The 20,284-nt window shown below is 36.4% G+C and carries 18 protein-coding genes and 3 pseudogenes; 15 read left to right on the top strand and 6 right to left on the bottom strand.

Annotated features, from left to right (window positions below):
* Positions 1-101 precede the first annotated feature (101 nt).
* The 7 genes and pseudogenes from hfq to L3081_RS23425 all read left to right on the top strand — a co-directional run bounded on the left by hfq (position 102) and on the right by L3081_RS23425 (position 7,034).
* Complete coding sequence (gene hfq / locus L3081_RS23450; RefSeq protein ID WP_242288709.1) at positions 102-347, top strand: RNA chaperone Hfq; 246 nt, start codon at positions 102-104, stop codon at positions 345-347.
* A 142-nt stretch (positions 348-489) separates the two neighbouring features.
* Positions 490-1,778: pseudogene (hflX, locus tag L3081_RS23445) on the top strand (ribosome rescue GTPase HflX).
* A 115-nt stretch (positions 1,779-1,893) separates the two neighbouring features.
* On the top strand, positions 1,894-3,048 hold the full coding sequence (gene hflK, locus L3081_RS23440; RefSeq protein WP_242288708.1) for an FtsH protease activity modulator HflK: 1,155 nt from the start codon (positions 1,894-1,896) through the stop codon (positions 3,046-3,048).
* Positions 3,049-3,051: 3 nt separating this feature from the next.
* Positions 3,052-3,936: a protease modulator HflC gene (gene hflC, locus L3081_RS23435; protein ID WP_242288707.1), complete on the top strand. Its 885-nt coding sequence runs from the start codon at positions 3,052-3,054 to the stop codon at positions 3,934-3,936.
* 130 nt (positions 3,937-4,066) lie between these two features.
* Positions 4,067-4,213 carry a DUF2065 family protein gene (locus L3081_RS29270; RefSeq protein ID WP_420839782.1) on the top strand — a complete coding sequence of 49 codons (147 nt, stop codon included), beginning with the start codon at positions 4,067-4,069 and terminating at the stop codon, positions 4,211-4,213.
* A gap of 147 nt (positions 4,214-4,360) precedes the next feature.
* Positions 4,361-5,656: pseudogene (locus L3081_RS23430) on the top strand (adenylosuccinate synthase).
* 547 nt (positions 5,657-6,203) lie between these two features.
* A complete protein-coding gene (locus L3081_RS23425) occupies positions 6,204-7,034 on the top strand; it encodes a hypothetical protein (protein ID WP_242288706.1) in 831 nt (276 codons plus the stop codon).
* Between the two features lie 40 nt (positions 7,035-7,074).
* Here L3081_RS23425 and L3081_RS23420 read toward each other — a convergent pair whose 3' ends face one another.
* The 5 genes and pseudogenes from L3081_RS23420 to L3081_RS28740 all read right to left on the bottom strand — a co-directional run bounded on the left by L3081_RS23420 (position 7,075) and on the right by L3081_RS28740 (position 10,399).
* Positions 7,075-8,385, bottom strand: a complete 1,311-nt coding sequence (locus L3081_RS23420) for an ATP-binding protein (protein WP_242288705.1) — start codon at positions 8,383-8,385, stop codon at positions 7,075-7,077.
* A 54-nt stretch (positions 8,386-8,439) separates the two neighbouring features.
* Positions 8,440-9,133, bottom strand: a pseudogene (locus L3081_RS23415) (response regulator).
* Positions 9,133-9,522, bottom strand: coding sequence for a DUF3019 domain-containing protein (locus tag L3081_RS23410; RefSeq protein WP_242288704.1), 390 nt, complete (start codon positions 9,520-9,522; stop codon positions 9,133-9,135). The pseudogene L3081_RS23415 and the gene L3081_RS23410 overlap by 1 nt, the downstream one beginning before the upstream one ends.
* The gene (locus L3081_RS28745) at positions 9,512-9,790 is read right to left on the bottom strand and encodes a MipA/OmpV family protein (RefSeq protein ID WP_242288703.1); all 279 of its coding nucleotides are present in this window, start codon (positions 9,788-9,790) and stop codon (positions 9,512-9,514) included. Before L3081_RS28745 ends, L3081_RS23410 begins: the two co-directional genes overlap by 11 nt.
* 96 nt (positions 9,791-9,886) lie before the next feature.
* Positions 9,887-10,399, bottom strand: a complete 513-nt coding sequence (locus tag L3081_RS28740) for a MipA/OmpV family protein (protein WP_242288702.1) — start codon at positions 10,397-10,399, stop codon at positions 9,887-9,889.
* 221 nt (positions 10,400-10,620) lie between these two features.
* Here L3081_RS28740 and L3081_RS23395 point away from each other — a divergent pair, with 221 nt between their 5' ends.
* From L3081_RS23395 to L3081_RS23365, 7 genes are all read left to right on the top strand, one after another.
* Positions 10,621-12,741, top strand: a complete 2,121-nt coding sequence (locus L3081_RS23395; protein WP_242288700.1) for a beta-propeller domain-containing protein — start codon at positions 10,621-10,623, stop codon at positions 12,739-12,741.
* Between the two features lie 160 nt (positions 12,742-12,901).
* A complete protein-coding gene (locus L3081_RS23390; protein ID WP_242288698.1) occupies positions 12,902-13,378 on the top strand; it encodes a response regulator transcription factor in 477 nt (158 codons plus the stop codon).
* 1 nt (position 13,379) lies between these two features.
* Positions 13,380-13,586 carry a winged helix-turn-helix domain-containing protein gene (locus tag L3081_RS23385; RefSeq protein ID WP_242288696.1) on the top strand — a complete coding sequence of 69 codons (207 nt, stop codon included), beginning with the start codon at positions 13,380-13,382 and terminating at the stop codon, positions 13,584-13,586.
* Positions 13,579-14,943, top strand: a complete 1,365-nt coding sequence (locus tag L3081_RS23380; protein ID WP_242288694.1) for a sensor histidine kinase — start codon at positions 13,579-13,581, stop codon at positions 14,941-14,943. The genes L3081_RS23385 and L3081_RS23380 overlap by 8 nt, the downstream gene beginning before the upstream one ends.
* 202 nt (positions 14,944-15,145) lie before the next feature.
* Entirely contained in the window at positions 15,146-15,376 is a 231-nt protein-coding gene (locus L3081_RS23375; protein ID WP_242288692.1) for a hypothetical protein, read from the top strand.
* A 39-nt stretch (positions 15,377-15,415) separates the two neighbouring features.
* A complete protein-coding gene (locus tag L3081_RS23370; RefSeq protein WP_242288691.1) occupies positions 15,416-18,031 on the top strand; it encodes an SdrD B-like domain-containing protein in 2,616 nt (871 codons plus the stop codon).
* 3 nt (positions 18,032-18,034) lie between these two features.
* Complete coding sequence (locus L3081_RS23365) at positions 18,035-18,643, top strand: hypothetical protein (RefSeq protein ID WP_242288689.1); 609 nt, start codon at positions 18,035-18,037, stop codon at positions 18,641-18,643.
* A gap of 104 nt (positions 18,644-18,747) precedes the next feature.
* Here the strand turns inward: L3081_RS23365 and L3081_RS23360 are convergent, their stop codons facing one another.
* Positions 18,748-19,644: a LysR family transcriptional regulator gene (locus tag L3081_RS23360; RefSeq protein ID WP_242288688.1), complete on the bottom strand. Its 897-nt coding sequence runs from the start codon at positions 19,642-19,644 to the stop codon at positions 18,748-18,750.
* A 185-nt stretch (positions 19,645-19,829) separates the two neighbouring features.
* Between L3081_RS23360 and L3081_RS23355 the strand changes: the two genes are divergently transcribed.
* Positions 19,830-20,000 carry a hypothetical protein gene (locus L3081_RS23355; RefSeq protein WP_242288686.1) on the top strand — a complete coding sequence of 57 codons (171 nt, stop codon included), beginning with the start codon at positions 19,830-19,832 and terminating at the stop codon, positions 19,998-20,000.
* Positions 20,001-20,284: the final 284 nt, after the last annotated feature.

Below are 20,284 nucleotides of genomic sequence, written 5' to 3'. Positions count from 1 at the left end.
GGTGTATAATTTAGAGGTTATATGCTGAGGATTAGCAAAAATTTTCATTAATCATACAAGTTGATTAATTACTTTTATTAATAATAAAAAGGAGCCATACAATGGCAAAAGGTCAATCTTTACAAGACCCATTTTTGAATGCTTTACGTCGAGACCGCATTCCAGTTGCAATATATTTAGTAAACGGTATTAAACTTCAAGGGCAAGTTGAATCTTTTGACCAGTTTGTGATCTTATTAAAGAACACAGTTAGCCAAATGGTTTATAAACATGCTATTTCAACGGTAGTGCCGGCACGTGCAGTTAATACCGCGCCTATCGCCAATGAAGCAGAATCTGAAGAGTAATATGTTACTTTTTCATTGTAATTAATTTACGCTTTATATTTTCTATTATAGTAGGTTCGTTATTACTTCCCTTACATGGTGCATCTTATTAGCAAAAACAATTTCCTGTCTAGACAGACTTTTTTTCTAAGGTTTAATACCGTTGTTTGATCGTTATCAAGCAGGTGAACAAGCAGTGCTTGTTCACCTGGATTTTCCAGATGAAAGTACACGAGAAGATTTAACCGAATTTAAAATCTTTGGTTTCTTCTGGCCGGCGTTAATGAATTAACGGTTGTTTCTGGCAAGCGAAATACCCCACATCCAAAATTTTTTGTTGGCTCAGGCAAAGCCGACGAAATCGCGGAAGCTGTGCGTTTGTTTAACGCTGATGTTGTGCTATTTAATCATAGCCTCACGCCCTCACAAGAAAAAAACATTGAAGCTTTATGTCAATGTCGAGTAGTGGATAGAACGACACTGATTCTTGATATTTTTGCTCAACGTGCGCGAACGCATGAAGGTAAATTACAGGTCGAATTAGCACAGCTACGACATATGAGTAGTCGACTCATTCGGGGTCGGACTCATTTAGAGCGACAAAAAGGTGGTGTAGGCTTACGCGGGCCGGGTGAAACACAATTAGAAACAGATAGACGTTTACTTCGCGAACGCATGATGAATATTCGTAAGCGGCTAGAGAAGGTTGAGCGGCAGCGACATCAAGGCAGACGAGCTAGAACAAGAGCCGAGTTACCAACCTTATCATTAGTTGGTTATACCAACGCAGGTAAATCGACGTTATTTAACTTATTAACTCAATCAGATGTTTATGCTGCTGACCAACTTTTTGCAACACTCGACCCAACATTAAGGCGAATTGAACTTGAGGGGGTTGGCGGGGTAATTTTGGCTGATACAGTCGGTTTTATTCGTCACTTACCTCATGATTTGGTCGCTGCGTTTAAAGCGACGTTAACTGAAACACGTGAAGCAGAATTATTGCTTCATGTAGTTGATATTTCTGATGACAGACGTACTGAAAATATAGAGCAAGTAGAATATGTACTCTCGGAAATTGAAGCGGATGATGTACCTCAGTTAGTGATTTGTAATAAAATAGATAATTTAGACGATGTTGAGCCTAGAATTGACAGAGACGACCAAGGACAGCCAATTAGAGTTTGGTTATCAGCACAAGGTAATATTGGTATAGATTTGTTTTTTACCGCCTTAGCTGAACGACTAGGCAATCAAGTGTTTCAATCTACTTTAGTTATACCGCCAATTGCAGGAAAACTTAAAGGGGTTTTATATCAATTAAACAGCATTCAAGATGAATCTTATGATGACGATGGGTACTGCCATCTTAAGGTAAAATTACCTAAACGAGAATGGAATCGATTGTTAAAACAAGAAGGAACCGAAATAGAACAGTATATTGTAAATTAATGTGTGAATACCTATATAGAGTATGATAAAAGTGATACTTTTATCATACATTTGCGTATATTTAATAAAATAATCAATAAATAGCTAATTAATTACTAACCTAGCGGAGAACAGCATGGCTTGGAATGAACCGGGGAATAACGATAAAGACCCCTGGAAAAATAAAGGCGGAAAGAACCAAGGGCCACCAGACTTAGATGAATTGCTTAATGATTTAGGCAAAAAAGTCAGTGGTATCTTTGGTGGAAAGGGCGGCGGTAAAGGCGGTTCGGCTCCATCAGGCAAAAGTATGTCAACCATTGGTATAAGTTTAGTGCTTATTATCGCTATTGTTGTCTATGCTTTTAGTGGCTTCTATACCATTAAAGAAGCAGAAAAAGGTATCGTTTTACGCTTTGGGCAATATGCGGGAACTGTTGATCCCGGTATTAATTGGAAGTGGACATTTGTAGACCGCATTATTCCAATTGATATGCAAAGCACACGAGAAATGCAATCATCTGGTTTTATGTTAACTCAAGATGAAAATGTCGTTCAGGTTGAAATGCAGATTCAATATCGAGTTATTGATGCGCGTGACTATGTATTTAGTGTGACTAACGCCGACGATAGTTTAAACCAATCACTTGATAGTGCATTACGTTATGTTGTTGGCCATGCCAAAATGGATGCTATCTTGACAAGTGGGCGTGAATTGATTCGTCAATCAGTTTGGGAAGAACTTGAGAAAATTATTAAGCCTTATAACTTAGGTTTAATCATTGTTGACGTTAACTTTAAAGATGCTCGTCCACCAAATGAAGTGAAAGATGCATTTGATGACGCTATTTCAGCACAAGAAGATGAAGTACGTTTTTTACGTGAAGCTGAAGCTTATGCTCGTGGTATTGAACCTCGCGCTCGTGGTCGTGTAAAACGTATGGAGCAAGAAGCCATTGCCTATAAAGGGCAAATAGTTTTAGATGCACAGGGTGAAGTAGCACGTTTTGAAAAAATTCTACCTGAATATCAAGCAGCACCCGAAGTAACACGCCAACGTTTGTATATTGCGACAATGGAAAAAGTATACAGTAATACAAGCAAGGTTATGGTTGATGTTGATGGAGGTAATAATATGATCTATTTACCACTTGATAAAATTATGCAACAGCAATCAACAACTCAGCGTATATCACCTCAGTCATACTCGCAGCCGCAACAGCAATCAAGCATTAACTCTTCACCATCAACATCTGGTCGAAGCGATCGATTTGACAATGGGAGCAACTAAATAATGAAGAATTTTTCCATTGCTATTTTAGTATTACTATTTACCCTAGTTGTCTCTTCTGTTTTTGTTATTTATGAAGGACAGCGTGGTATTGTTTTCCAGTTTTCTAAAATTAAACGTGATTCTGAAACCGATAAAATGATGGTTTTTGATCCAGGTCTACATTTTAAAGTACCGTTTATTGAAACTGTACGTAAATTAGATGCTCGCATTCAAACACTTGATGAAGCACCAGATCGCTTTGTAACATCAGAGAAAAAAGATTTAATGGTCGACTCTTTTGTTAAGTGGCGCATTGTTGACTTTTCAACGTACTATTTACGTACTTCTGGCTCTGTTGAGAATGCACGTGCTTTGTTAAAACAAAAAGTAAATAATGGACTTCGTACCGAGTTTGGTAATCGAACCATTAAAGAAATTGTTTCGGGCGATCGTGATGATATTATGAAACAAGCCTTAGCTAGTGCTGAAAGTAGTCGTGACGAATTAGGGATTGAAGTAGTTGATGTACGTATTAAAGCGATTAACTTGCCTACCGAAGTGAGTAATTCAATTTATGAACGTATGCGTGCTGAACGTACTGCTGTTGCAAAAGAGCATAGATCGCAAGGTCAAGAGCAATCAGAAATTATTCGTGCAACGATAGATGCTAAAGTAACGATAATGCTTGCTGAAGCACAAAAGAATGCTTTTACTATTCGTGGTGAAGGTGATGCAGAAGCGTCTAAGATATATTCTGATGCCTATAGTAAAGATGCAGAATTTTATCGCTTTTATCGTAGTTTAGAAGCCTATGAAAAAAGCTTTAATAGTAAAAATGACATTATGGTTGTCAAACCTGATAGTGATTTTTTCAACTATTTAAAAGATGGTACTAAAGCTAAGTAAGCGCCTCATGTTACTTAATGTTTTGTATTAACTTAAAAGCCAAAGATTTATCTTTGCTTTTTTATAAAGAAAATAACGGGATAAATGATGACAGATACCCTAGTATTAGCCTTTGGCTTAGTACTCATCCTTGAAGGGTTGGCACCAAATTTCCTTGTTTCCGAATAAATGGAAAAATTACCTGCTTAAGTTAGCAGAACAATCAATCAGTGACATTCGTAATATTGGTATATTTATTTTAACACTGGGGGCTATTGTTGTGTGGTTATCACAATAGCTTAAAAAATTAATTAAAAAAGACTAACTATAACCTCCTAACTTAAAAGGCTATTTTATATTATCAGGAAAAAACTGCTCTTTTCCCTTGGACTGTAAATTGATCTTTGTTAGAATCCTCGCCTAATTTTCTTACGAAATAGCAAAAATGGGCAAAAACGTAGTTGTTCTAGGTACCCAATGGGGTGACGAAGGTAAAGGTAAGATCGTTGACTTACTAACCGATAAAGCAAAATATGTTGTTCGCTATCAAGGCGGGCATAATGCAGGCCACACATTAGTGATTGACGGTGAAAAAACCGTACTTCATTTAATTCCTTCTGGCGTATTACGAGATAATGTTAAATGCCTCATTGGCAATGGTGTTGTTTTATGTCCTAAAGCATTGATGGCAGAAATTGAAATGCTTGAAGCTAAGGGAGTACCAGTACGTGAACGCTTACTTATTAGTGATGCATGTCCGCTAATTCTTCCTTACCATACAGCGTTAGATGCTGCACGTGAAATTGCACGTGGCGCTAATCCTATTGGTACTACTGGTCGTGGTATTGGGCCGCTTACGAAGATAAAGTAGCTCGCCGTGGCTTACGAGTAGGTGACCTTTTCTGTGCAGAGACTTTTGCAGTTAAATTAAAAGAAATTATGGAATACCATAATTTTGCATTAGTTAATTATTATAAAGCTGAGCCAGTAAATTACGAACAAGTGCTTGCTGATGCGTTAGCTGTTGCAGATATCATCAAAAATATGACAGCTGATGTATCAGAACTACTTGACCAAGCACGTAAAAATGGTGAATCAATTATGTTTGAAGGTGCACAAGGGACGTTACTAGATATCGACCATGGCACTTATCCTTACGTAACTTCGTCAAATACTACTGCTTGGTGGTGTAGCGACGGGCTGTGGTGTTGGACCACGTCACTTAGATTATATTCTTGGTATTACGAAAGCATATACTACACGTGTTGGCTCAGGCCCTTTCCCAACAGAGCTTAATGATGAAGTTGGACATCATTTAGGTACGGTTGGTCATGAATTTGGTGCAACAACAGGTCGTGAACGTCGTTGTGGTTGGTTTGATGCAGTTGCAATGCATCGTGCCATCCAAGTAAATAGCCTAACAGGTTTTTGCTTAACTAAGCTTGATGTACTTGATGGTTTAACAACGCTAAAAATTTGTACTGGTTATAAAACGGCAACGGGTGAGATTATCACCGTACCACCTACTGCAGCTGAAGGTTATGAAAAAATAACGCCTGTTTATGAAGAACTTCCAGGTTGGAGCGAAAATACAGTAGGCGCTACGTCAGTTGATGAACTACCTGCTAACGCACTCGCCTACATAAAGCGTATAGAAGACGTTACTGGTGTACCGGTTGATATTATTTCAACTGGCCCTGATCGTAATGAAACGATTATTAAGGTAAATCCTTTCGCTTAGTCGTTAAATTTACTGTTTCACGTTTTATATTTGAAACCAACCTTCGGGTTGGTTTTTTGTTTTAATCTAGCTTACTAGTTATTCACGATAGCGTACTTAAACTTTATTATTAAATTGGATTTGTCATTCTTTGGTAAAGTAAACTTTTATATATAAATGGCATTTATACCAATCTCACAAACTATGCGATCATTACTACTCGCTAAAATCGCCAACTACATTGTTATTTATTTAATAATTAGAACAACACGTTATTGAAATAAATGCCTTGTATTTGGCAATTTTTTCTACGTATAAAATAGATCACTTAATTAATGAAACTGGTATTATTGCGACTAAACCAGAAATAAATATAGTTATTCTATGTTTTTTTGATGGTATTATTGCTGTTTAATGAACCTACTATAACTAGTGAAATCTATGATTATTTGAATTTACCTCATTGATTTAATATTTTTTAATGGTTATTAGTTTGAAAACAAATTTTGTTCTCATTTAGATAATAAAGGAAACTGTCATTTTATTTACCCGTGTCTCAATATTATTTGTGTTAGCTGTATTTGCTTTTAAAGCTTATTCTGTTGATATAGTTAAGTTGCAACTTCAACAATATTCTAAAAATAAAGCTGCTCATAATAGTGATGTAATTCGACGCGCTCTTGAAATTACAGAACCAGAATATGGTGCGTTTGATTTACAACTTGTTGAAATAACAATGAGCGGTGGTCGGATGATTCTTTCGGGTTTAACGGGTAAGTTAGTCAATACGTTAATCCTACCAGGTAATGCTAGATGGGATAAACAACATATCGCCATTCGAATTCCGATCAGATTGGGGTTATTAGGTTATAGACTATTATTAATAAATAAAGTTGATCTGCCAAAATTTGAAAAAATTAATACTCTGCAAGAATTAAAAGAACTTACGGCAGGATTAACGAACTACTGGGAAACGACAAAAATATTAAAACATGGTGGATATAAAGTCATGGAAACAGGGCATTTTGATGGCTTGTTTTTAATGCTTGATAAGCATCGTTTTGATTATTTGCCTCGTAGTATTTATGAAATTTATGCGGAATTAGAAGAAAGAAAAGACACATTGGAAAATGTTGTTGTTGAACCTACAATTGCATTAAATATCCCGATGCTTTCTTACGTTTATGTTTCTCCTTCAGAGCCGCGGATAGCGAAACGAATTAAATCAGGTTTACAAAAATTGCTAGCTAACGGCGAGTTAAAAGAATTGCTGTACAAGCATTATGGCGATGACATTATTAGGGCAAATTTACAAGGCAGAAAGATTTTTCAAATAGAAAACAATTACTATAATCATGATGATAATGAATATAATAATTACCTCTTATATTCAAAATAGCATCAATATTGATTATCTCGATGAGACACTTTGTTGCCTTTTATTTTTCTAATTTATCTATAGGTAAATTGATGATAAATTGGCATCCACCCAGTGTTGAATCATTCAGGGTGCAGCTTCCCTTGTGCCACTCACAAATTCTTTTCACAATAGCTAGTCCTAAGCCATAACCACCTTTCTGTTGATTTTCACTACGGTTTCTATGTGTTTCTAATCTAAAAAAGGGTTCAAATATATTCTCGCGATTTTGTAATGGTATTCCTGGACCGTCATCTTCAACAATTATTTGTATGTATGTCGGTGTCATTTTTAAGCTAATTTCTATCATAGAATTGGCATAGCGTAAGGCATTGGTTGATAAATTTTGAACCGCACGTTCAATAAGGTGCTCGTTACATTGATATAAGTACGGTTCAGGTTGCTGCCATGTTATGTTAACGCCAGTGGTACGATTTAGTTTTTGTATTTGATGCGTGATAAGTGTAGGTAAATCGACTGACGATTTTTTGATATCTTGGTTAACATTTTCTAAGCGTGCATAACTCAACATTTCATCAATAAGGGCTTCAATTTCACTAACATCTTGCTTCATTTCTTTACGTTGTTGCTCATTGACGCCTTCGAGCATTGCTAGCGAAAAACGTAAACGTGATAATGGTGTTCGTAGTTCGTGTGATACCGCATTAACCAGGTGTTTTTGATCAGACAATAATCGAATAATTCGATGAGCCATGTCTTTAAACGTTATAACAATTTGCTTTATTGGTGAGTGTTGGTTGGTGTAAACCGCGACGTCTAATTTACCATTAGCAATATCATTTGCCATCGTGGTAAGTTGCTTTAGGTCTCGCCAAAGCGGTCTAGTCCATAACGCAATAACGCCGGCTAATAATAGATACGATAGACTTAAAAAAAGCCATTTTAAATATTGAAACTGAGTGTCTAATTGTACGTTTCGGCTCACGGGACCTAATTGATATATATTGAAGCTGTCGGTGAACTTAACATAAAAGATAGCATTGTCTTGCTCATCATAATTGAGTACAACCTCACCGATTAACTTTTCTTTTTGTTCATTAAGCCAAGAAAAGTCGCTCATTAAGCGGATTTTTATGGGGATGTCTAGACCTTTACTCAGCCGATGTATTATGTTTTGTTTTGATTGGGCCTCATTCAGCAAAGGTAAAACTTTCGTTACTTGTTCAAGGTAGTACCATTGTTGCTTTTCTGAGTTTGTTATTTCTATCATCTCTGATGCAACAAACTGCTGCCAAAGCTGTTCAGAAAGCCAATTAATGGAGAGCAAACCTAGGATAATTACTAAGTATAAGTTGATAAAAAGGCGATTCAAAATAAGTTCACAAAGATTGAAGCTTGATTGCTATTTAGAATAATGAACATAGTGCTAGTCCCAAGCGGTACTACTAAATAAATAGCCTTTTCCCCACACCGTGATAATGCGATAAGGGTTATTTGCACAGTCACCTAATTTTTTTCTTAATCGAGAAACCCTAACATCAACACTTCTATCTAAACCATCATATTCACGGTTGATCATTTGCTTATGAATATATTCTCGACTTTGTGGTTCACCCGCGTGGCTTGCTAATAGCCATAACAGCTCAAACTCATGGTCCGGTTAATTCAATCTGCTCTGAAGCTAAAGTGACTTGTCGTGAAGCTTTGTGAATTGTTAATTGACCAAAAGTTAACTGTTCAACAGATACCTTATCATTATGTTTTTTACGACGTAATAACATATTGATTCTAGCTAATAGTACATGGGGCTCGATAGGCTTAATCAGGTAGTCGTCAGCACCTATTTCAAGACCGTGCACATGGTCAAAGTCGCTGTCTTTTGCTGTTAGAAAGATAATAGGGTTAGTGTAACTGTTGCGAATTTTACGGCAAACGGTAAAGCCGTCTTCGTTAGGAAGCATTACATCTAAAATAATTAAATCGGGGGAGTTTTTTTGCAAGAAACTGGCAACCATATTGCCTTGATGCAACATAGATACGCGAAAATCATTTTGCTCTAAAAATTTAGCAATAAGGTTCGCTAAGCGCAAATCATCTTCAACCAGTAATATATGATTCATTAAAAGAAGCTCCAATCTGCACGTAGTCGTCGTCGATATTTTGTTGGTAATGCAGTATTAATTTTTATTTGTTGTGTGGCAAATATTTGTTGATCATTTTTTAATGTGAACATCATGTCTTGCTCTAATGATATCGCCATTTTGGTCTTGATATTTTGTACGTTTTCCCGGTAATGTAAGCGTATATCATTTTGAAATAAACAAGCTGCTATTGTCTCGTCGGTATGCCATTGTACCGATACTGTCATTTGACAACTATCGCCAGGGCTTTTTACCATACATACAGAGGGTTTTATGATTAATTTAGTGGATGATGCCGCTGATAATAAAGGCGAGAAGCTACTCAAAATAAAAAGAATAAAGGTATGCTTACAAACACTAGAAGTCATAAGTTACCCCCGCAAAAACAGTATTCACATGATCTTCTTTAACTAAAGGGCTGTTGGTTGTGCCTGCGGCTAAAAAAACACGTTTAACTTGCACTCTTACACGCCAATGCTCTGAAAGATCATGTTTTAAAGCAAAGCGTAAATACGGGTTAACACTTTGTTTTCCTTGATAACTTGCTTTTACTTTGGGATCTCTTTCTTTCGAAATTCCATAATAATAATCAACCAATTTTTCGCTATTCCAATTAGCACCTAAACTAAACGACATTATCGTGTCAAGGCAATGCTTCTACAGTCACCCTTCTAGTGAACGCTAATTGCCCATTAAAACCATTATAAACATTGTTTATATCGTGAAGAATATTTAGTTTTGCATCGGTAGCTTTATTAATAAACCAATTGAGTTGAATGCCGGATCAATTGCCCAATCCCTATCTGAAACCTCATTAACATTAACGACAGGTTCTCGAATAATTTCATTTGGTGCATTAGTATTTTGATCATCAGTATCTGGCGTAGAAATAACGGTATTGCTTGTTGATGAATCTACCAATATGTTTTCTGGGTGCCGGCGCGAGAAGTAAGATTTTTCATAGTTTAATTTACCAATAGCACTGATAATAAAATGATCATTCTCAAAAAAAGAATAGCCTAACGTGTTATTTTCAAAGAAAATATTTTCACCGTAGTAACTTATTGTTGGGATAACGACTAATGGAATATTATTACCACCATGCAAGGGATTGGATACCATCCCCGCACCTAAGGATACAGAAAAATTCCACTTACCTATTTCTGCGCAATGTTCAGATTCTTTTTGACAATCAGTGGCATATGCCTGACTGCACAGTAACAAGAGGAATAAAAAATATTTCAAGTCATTTACGTCCTATTCGATTTAGAAAAATTGAGCTATATAAAATACATGTTTGCGATGGCTTAAGTATAATTTACCATTGCTTTACACTAATATCAGCTTCAATTACATCAAATTACATTTGATTGCATTTAACAACAGTATAAACAGAATTTAAGCGTATTGTTTACTATCAGTAATTTTACTTTATTTGATTTAGTTTTTATAAAATGGAGAAAGAAATGTTGGACAAAATATTATTACTACTAGGTTCTCTGTTATTACTCGTTGGTTGCGGTAGTGATTCAAAAACAGACGAGACTGCAGTATCTATTGAAGAGCTCAAAGAAGTCCCTTCACTCAATGCAATGTCGATGGCGCTTACTCCTTTAAAAGCTGTTAATGCGAGTGATTTTGAGCAGCACTTAAAAAATGGTGTTTATTTGAATAGCGCTCAACAAAGTGACATTTTTCAATCGGTTGATGCTAATACCTCAACACTTGAATCAAATTCAGCTGTCAGTGATTCTACAGGTAAGCAAAGTGGTTATTCAACAACTATCACGCAAGAAGCCGGTGTTGACGAAGGCGACAGAATAAAATATGACGGCGAGTATATGTATATCGCCAATTATCAATATTATCAGCGACAAACTATTGCCGAAGAGGCACCTTCGCCTCAAACCTCAATTCGTATTTTACAACGCGACACTCAAGGTGAACTGAGCGAATTATCGACAACAGTCGTTAGCAATGAAGCCTCTTCAATAAAAAGTTTATATTTGAATAAAGATAAACTGGCTGTGTTGTCAAATATCAATAATTATTCTATCTACAGTACAATGGCAGCCACATCCATTGTATCGGATATGTTTTTTCCGATGGAACAAAAATTCAACCTGTCATTAGTGGATGTCAGTAATAAAACCACTCCGTCAATTTCTACCTCTTATACAATGGAAGGGGCTATTATTGATAGCCGACGTGTTGATGATGTTTTGTATATAGTGAGTAGCTTTTCCCCTTATATTGAAGGCTTACCTTATGCTCAGTCGGAAGCTGATAAGTTAGATAATTATAAAAAAGTCTTTTTATCCAATATCAGTCATTTTTTACCTCAATTTACTGATGCCCAAGGAAATAGCAAAAGTTTAGTTGATCCTGCTAATTGTTTTCTACCCGCGGAAACAACCGAAAAAGATGGTTTTAACGGTATCGTTACTTTAACTACGATTGATTTAACTAAACCAGACAGTCTTTCTTCTATTTGTATTAATACACAAGTTTCAGGTCTTTACGCTACGCCAACGTCAGTGTATCTGTATGGTACTGACTATCAATATGAAAATGACAAATCAATTGAAACGTCTATTATTCATAAGTTTTCGATTGCAGGACAGAATATTGATTATGTCGCATCGGGCGTACTTGATGGTCGCTTCAATTGGCAATTATCAAATTTAAGGTTCAGTGAAAAAGGTGATGACTTACGTGTGGTAACTACCCAAGGCGATCGATGGAATGGATATGACCATCACCTGAACGTTTTAAGTGCGATAGGCAATGAACTGAAACTGGTTGCACAACTACCTAATGCGACATACCCTGAAAAAATAGGAAAATTAAACAAAGAAGGTATAGTTCAAGAAGATATTAAGTCAGTACGCTTCTTCGATGACAAAGCTTATATTGTTACCTTCTTAAATACAGATCCCCTTTATGTTATTGACCTAACGGATAAAGAGCAGTTAAAAATTAGTGGTGCCCTTGAGATTCCTGGGTATTCTTCTTATTTACATCCATTATCAGACAGTCTTCTGGTAGGTATAGGTCAAAATGTTGATCCCAATCGTATGGTGTTTACAGAAGATGCAATTAACGAAAGTGATGAAAGCACACCTATTATTGAAGGGGCTAAAATTAGTTTATTTGATGTCAGTAATATAAATGCGCCACGAGAAATTCAATCGGTAGTTTATGAAAATGGCTATACACCCGTTGAATTTGATTATCATGCGCTGACTTATTTAAAAACAGCCGAGAATACCTATCGTTTTGGCTTACCTGTTGAACGATGGCTAACGGATACCGTGGTTGATCTGAAAACAGGCGATAAAACTGATGTGTGGAGTCTAGATAATTCATTACAACTGATTGAAGTGACAGGAAGCACTGCTGATTCAAGCTTAGTAGAAATTGGCAGTGTTAAACCTGTTTATTCTACTAGCTCATCAGCTGAAGTCTATATTTCTGGGCGGGATGATCGTGCAATTTTTCATGGTAATGATATCTATTATTTGCATGGCAACAATATTTGGAAAAGCTTCTGGCATACACCGGATTTAACCACTGGTCCATTCTAACCATCGGTCACAATAAATAGTCAATTTGATAGCTTGAAGCCTAATAACGCAGTGTATTAGGCTTTTTCATTTTACTATCGCTTAGTGACTAATAGAGGTTACAAATCACTTCCATCAAATATACAATGAGCAATATAGATAAAATGACGACTGGAAAGGTATGGAAAAAACCAAAATTCTGATTATTGAAGATGATGCAGAAATATCGCGTTTAACGGCAATGTACCTAGAAGTAGAGGGATTTGATACAAAGGTCATCAATGACGGTTCAACAGCAATATCGGCTATACAGAGTTACGCACCTGATTTAATTATATTAGACTTAATGCTGCCGGGATTGTCTGGTATTGAAATTTGTAAGCAAGCCAGAAATTTTTATTTTGGTGCTATTATAGTGTTAACTGCATGCAATGACGATGTTAGTGAAATTAGCTTACTTAAGTTGGGCGCAGATGACTTTTTGACAAAGCCATTAAAGCCACATGTACTTGTTGCAAGAATAGGTGCATTGATGCGAAGAGTACAATCTCAACAAGTTAAGTCGGTTAAAACCAAACATAGTAGGCTAAATATCAACTTGGATAATCAACAAGTAACCTTTGATGGAATTGAATTAAACTTAACCGGCAGAATATGAGATGCTAGTTATATTAGAGAAAAATATAGGTAAAACCGTTTCTAGGGATGATTGTTGTCAAGCTTTACGAGGAATAGTTTATGATTTTAGCAACCGATCAATTGATATGAGAATTAGTGGGCTTAGAAAAAAAATTAACGATGCTAAAGCACCTTACAAAATGATCACCACAGTAAGAAACAAAGGGTATATGTTATTAAATGGGTAGATTACCTTCACTTTCACTTTTTAGCCGCTTATATCTCACCATTGCAATAGCAATGATTTTTAGTGGCACTATTTCCATTTTTGTTATAAATCAGATTCATGTACAAGGTGCTATTGATGATTATGTGGCGTTTACTGATAATATTTATGCGGGATTATTAAAAGAAGAAAAAATTGTGCCAAATACACCTTTGAAAGATTTAAATGAAACGGTGCATAAAGTGGAAGGGCATTTAATTAGTTGGAAAATGTTACTTAGAAAAGAGCCTCCTTGTGAAGTGTGTGAGTATGTCGCTCATTCGGGCGAGGTGGACGTTTTTAGGAATACTGCCAATCAGTGGTTTGCTGTTTATAAACTGCCGGATATTAATGCTTGGCTTGTGATTTTTGAAACGAATATATTTAATTTTGCAGAATTAGAAAAGCATGAAGACAAAGGTTTTTTTAGCGAATTATCATTTCATGATATTGAAGATGTTACTCAATTAATGATTATTTTTATTACCATTGCCATCGCTATCTATTGGCCGGTCTCCATAATAAAGCGTCAAATTGAGAATTTAATTCGAATTCAACACCAATTTGGCTCGGGTGATTTAAGTGTCAGAGCTAATGACCCGTTTACAAAACCAATAGATGAACTAGCGTCTAGTTTTAACTCTATGGCTAGCGCAATTAGCGATATGGTAAATGAAAATCAAGTGTTTGCCCAAGCAGTACCCCACGAAGTCCGCACGCCGTTAAGTAGAATTCAACTCGCAGTAGGCTTATTAAGTCAAAACAATAACAATGAAAAACAAATGGCATTACTTGGCAATATTGAGACATACATCGATGATATTAATGAATTAATAAGCCAGGTTGTTGATTTTTCAAAATTAAACTCAATCAAAGACGATGATGGCGTTTCTTTATATCAAGAAATAAAATTAGATGCCTTTATTGAGTCCAGAATACAGGTAACTAAATGTGAAGAAAATCGTGAGGTAATTCGCCAAATTAATGCCCTATTAAACCTTACTACTAATCCCGCATATTTGAGATTATTAGTTGATAATTTATTAAAAAATGCAGCTATTCATAGTAAAAGTAAAATTATTATTTCCTTAAACTCATTTGAGGACTACACTGAATTGTCTGTTGAAGATGATGGTGATGGTATTCCAAAAGAATATTTTGACATGATATTTATCCCCTTTTCTCGAATAGACGTCAGTCGAAGTCGTAAAACGGGTGGGTTAGGTCTTGGGCTTGCTATAGCTAAAGCAGCCTGTAATCGAATGAATGGCCAATTAACTGTTGAAAATAACCTCACATCAGGTGCAAAATTTACCTGTAGGTTTTTTAATAATATTTAAGGGATTAAATGATATTTATCTATCCCCCTTAATGCTGCTTACAAAAGCTTACAAATAGGCTATTTCCCTTACAACACCTTACTTAGCGTGCACTAGCGTACTGATATAATAACAACATCTGTTTGTAATAGCCGATGAAATGAATCATGGCTATTATTAGATGTTCCCCCCTTAAATTACCTGTTTTTAAAATGGAGTTATAATGACAACTAAGATAGATAGACAAAAGGCAAGGAGTAAGACCATTAAATACAAGTCTTTAGCTGCCTTAATACTGACAACACTGATCAGTGGTTGTGGTGACGAGGACGGTAGCGCGCCAAAAGAAGGTAGCGTGAACTTTATCCTTGCTTCTGTTGATGGCGGATCGTGTACCTTACACGACCCTTATAACAATATGAGCCAATTTCTTTGGTCCAGTAAGTACAACTGAAGGTGTTGGTGTTTTTGAAGACATCGAACCAACGGTGGTTTGACTGTTGTTCAATGTTCTGGCGGAACTTACGTTGATGAAGCAACCGGAGAAACAATGACACCGGGTACACTGAGATCGTATGTTAATATTAGCTCATCAGAATTTACCGCCACAGTGACCCCACTGACTGAAATTGCCGCACGTTTAGTGGATTATTACGATTTAACCCCAGACGATTATGCTCAGATTTCAGAAAACGTAGCTTATTCTTTTGGTTTAAAAGACGTAGATATATCGACTGTTGTACCATTAGATTTGAATGTAGATTATATGGATGGAACAGAGCGCGGTAATTACGGCTTAGTTTTAGCCGCATTGTCACAACTTCAAAATGATTATGAAGCAGGTACTACTGCCGATGAAGTCATAGAAGAATTATATTATGATATGGCAAATAATGGCTTATTTACTACAGACAGAGTGCGTGATTACTACTTTGAAGCCCTTGAAAATATGTTTTACAATCCGAGAATTGATCCTTACTTAGGATCAGACGAAGATTTGGATATCTTCTTTAATGGCGTTGTTTTAGCACCATTTGCATCGCAAGTAGAATACGTTGATGCTGATCATCCTGACAGTAATAACTTTGAAGCGTTAACGGTTATTGAAGCATTTGAAAAGTCAACTTTTGATATTGTTGGTACCAACTTATCAATGAAAATGGACGTTACTTTAGGCGGTGAGCCTTGTGGGATTTATAATTTACAAGCATTCGCAGACACTAATGAAGATTCAAAGAAAAGCATCATGTATGCTAGCTGTCCTGCCCAACCCGTGGGTGAAGCAGATCTTGTTATATCAGATAATGGTAGAATTGAAGATACCACAACCATGACTGTTGTAGCTCCTGGCTCATGGGACTTCTCGTCTGTTTCATCAGTAAATAAAAGTGCTAAATCGGTGGTAGCCACAGCTGAAAAAGCTATCGGCACAAGCTATGTTTATGGGTATGTACAAGCACAAGCGCCCGCTATCGATTCAAGTGTAAGTTCTGCACATACCTACTACAGTGATGATCTTGAAGTATTTAATGTAGCCGGTGTTACGGTTAACTTGGTAGACGAAAATAGCGCTGTCATAGCGACGGTAGTAACGAACTCAGAAGGTTATTACGAATTTAGTGATGTGCCTGAAGCAACTAAAGTCAGTGTTATTGTTAAAGCAGAAATAAAGAAAACGCGTACTACAGCTGATGTTGGTCCAGAATATGAATTCTCGATTCGTGACAATACAAGCTCTACAACACCGAGAAAGTTATATCAATTGGTTTCTCCTCAATTTACCACACTCGCAGAACCAGGTTCAGATAATAGCCACGATTTCCTTGCCAAAGTTGGTTTTAATAATGATGGTGATTTAATTAGTGATGATCAAAGAGAATCAGCACCTTTTGCTATTCTTCGTACCATGAAGTCGGCAGCTGACGCTTTAGAAAAAATCAATGCTAATATCAGCATGCCTGTGTTGAATGTTTATTGGTCAGGTAAAAACATAGGTGCATCGGGTGATAAAGCTATAGGCCAAATAGGCACGTCTCATTATAGCGCATCAGGTTTAATGCCAGGCTTATACATTTTGGGTAAAGCTGATTCTGATACGGATGAATTTGACCAAGGTGTAATAGGTCATGAATTAGGTCACTATTTACAAGACAAATTGTCCTATTCTGACAGCCCAGGTGGTGATCATGGTGATAACGCCTTTAAAGATGCCAGTTTAGCTTACGGTGAAGGCTATGGTACTGCTATTGGTGGATTATTATCAGGCAGTCAGTATTACTGTGATGTAAGTGGTAGTCAGCAAACCGATGGTTTTTGGCTTTGGGATTTAAAAAATAAAAACTTAGATAGCACTGTAATCGGGTTTTATTCTGAGTCATCAATTGTGACGTTAATGTACGGAATTGGAACTTTGCCAGGTAAAGGTATTTCTGAATTTTTTGATGCAGTAACTAAAATTAAAACGGGTATGCACTCTGCAACAATTTACCCATTTTTAAATTATTATCTTGAGGCTAACCCAGATGTTAGCAATGATGTTACCGAGTTAATGGCTGAACATAACATTAAAACAAGTAACCCATTTGGTATAATGCCTGCAGGTACGGCAGCAGATCCTGCTATTTCAGCCGAAGCTAATAAAGGGAAGGCTGATGTAGGTGCAGATGATCTAGAAAAACTCTATATTAACTTAACTTTAGCAGAGGTAAGTGAACCCGCTAGTGGTGAGTCTGCAGCGATACTTACACCAAATTCACCTACATTTTGTATCAATCGAAACTTACCAGGTGCAAATGCTCAAAATGGTTTAGGGATGGAACGTCGATTTACGTTTACTTCAAACTACACAGGTAGAATGTTAGTTGGTGCAGAAAATAAATTAGGCCATCCTATGAGTGAACAAACCACCTATTTTTCGTTACGTGATGAAGATGGCGAAAATGCAATATTCTGGAATTACAATGGCCCAGATACTGATAAGTACTATGCCGCCGCAGATGTAGTAGGCGGAAAGAAATATTCTTTAAAATTACAGTCAAGTAACCCTGAAACTATTTTAAACGGAAGTCAATGTGGTTTCAAAGTTGAACTAGCAAGACCTGCTATTTAACTTATGATTTTAACGTTACAACAGAAAAAAAGCGTGGGGGATAGGCACAGTAGTGTTTATCCACTCTCGCTCGTTTTTAGTGTTCTATTGTTTTTGATATTGCTTTCTGGCTGTGAAAACGCTGATGATAAAACATCGCTACCTCAGCATAAATCAGTGCCAATAGCAGTTGCGGCAGATTTAACTACAAAGGCAAAATCGATTGCTCTTGATAATAAACAGGGAACGTCAGTGTTTGCACCAACGGTGGATAATAAAAGGACAGATATATGGCTTGGTGGCGCGCCACCTATTAATAAACGCGCGTCAGGTATTAACACCTATTACCATATTAAACCTGAAGGAAACCCGAATCAAATTGTAATGACTTTACGTTTTGAGGGGATAAAATTTGATGATGCAAGAGTAGAATTTAGAACACTTGATGGCGCTAAATTTAAGGAAAAGGATCAACAAACGCAATGGCGGCTGAAGGCAAATACTGCCTCTGAAGTCACCTTTACTATCGTTGTTCCAGACGGCATCAGTTATTTATCACTTGATACTTTTCAAAATAATCAGGGTGCTTCTAGAGCATTTATTTTAAAAGTGCCAGAAAAAATGAAGAGATAGATCAGTTTATCTGTGTAAACTAAGATAAATGTACAAGTATTCAGAGGGGGAATTGATTTTCAATTTCCCCTTTTTTATTTAACTAATTTGGTAAAATATCGGTTTTAAAGATCCGTAGTTGTTTGGATTAATTTATTTCTCAGCCACTTATTGGCAGGTTCAAAGTCTAAATTACGGTGCCAATATAGGTGCACATCAAGCTCAGGTAAATCAACGGGTAATGGATAAATATTCAAGTTAAGTAATTCCGTATACATTTTTGCCGTTGTTTCTGTGGTAGTAAGCAACATATTGTTTCCAGTAATGACACTGCATGCTGAAAAAGTATGTTGGCATCTCAAACCAATTTTACGATGTAATCCAAGGCGTGCTAATTCAAAGTCTTCAATACTGGTACCTACAGATCGTGATGATACGAGTACGTGGTCTTGAGCAAGATAGAGCTCTAAATCGAGCGCTGAATTAATATCAGGATGATCTTTACGTGCAACAACCACTAATTTACTTTTTTCTAATTGCGTATGTAAAATATTGTCACTTACAGGTAATAGCGCATCGATGGCCAGATCAATATCACCGCTAGCGAGCTTGTTTTCTAATTCATTACGGTTAACTCGACGACTGCTTTGAATATTAACTAAAGGCGCAGCTCTATTGATCATCTGCATAAGCGGGGGTAAATAAGACGCTTCTAACGCTGCGTGCAAAGATATTGTAAAGTGCTTGCGGGAGGTCAAGGGTTCAAATTGCTTTGATTGGACTAAACAAACTTGTAATTGGCGTAATGCTTCACGTACCTCAGTAATAACGTTATTCGCTACAGCGCTTGGGCGCATTTCATTTCCTTGGCGAACAAACAGTGGGTCATCAAAATAATCACGAAGTTTACTTAATGAATGGCTAACCGGTTGTGATAAGTTCAGTGCTGATGCTGCCTTAGTTATATTCCCTTCACAATAAATGGCCTCGAACACCACAAATAAATTTAAATCTATTTTCATTTTACCCTCTTATTTATTCTTATAAAGAATAGTTAGTTATTAAAACTATTCTTTTGCTTAATTTATAGCTTGATCCTAGGATAGTCAAATAGCCTATGTTTTGATCAGAGTATGTCACCATCTTTAGCTACGCTATTTGATTAAATAAATACGCTTTTAGTTTTAGGTAAATTTTTAAGCCGTTATTGCTTGTATCAGAAGTCATTGTATTGAGCATTACAACATTATCTGCTCAAGACCCTGTTACAGAAGTAGTAGACGAAGAAAAAGTACTTAAACGCATAATGGCTAAGACTTCAAATAGGCTCACAGGAATTACCACTAGCGGTCACGGTGGTAAGTGGGTACTCAATTGAACAAACGATAGCATTCTATAGCTTATTCATAAGAAAAACTCTTTTAAAATCCTTTTGTAAGGCTTTTTATCTATAAAGCTGCTTGACTAAAGTGTGCTAAATCCAATTTATACTATTCGTATAGTGAATAATTGGTTATTACAACTATTCATTTGTTTAATTAATTTAAAAGGAATAGGATTATTCAGTACGCTAGTAAATTAGTTTTTTCAACAGGTAATCAACAGAGTGAGCGATAAATATATGATGTTAACAACAAGTGTCAATACTATGAAACAACTGTG

It is taken from the genome of Colwellia maritima (assembly GCF_022669015.1).
GTDB classification, from domain to species: Bacteria; Pseudomonadota; Gammaproteobacteria; order Enterobacterales; family Alteromonadaceae; genus Colwellia; species Colwellia maritima.
Note: the sequence above shows the minus strand (reverse complement) of the source record. Positions and strands in the feature narration are given on the sequence as shown.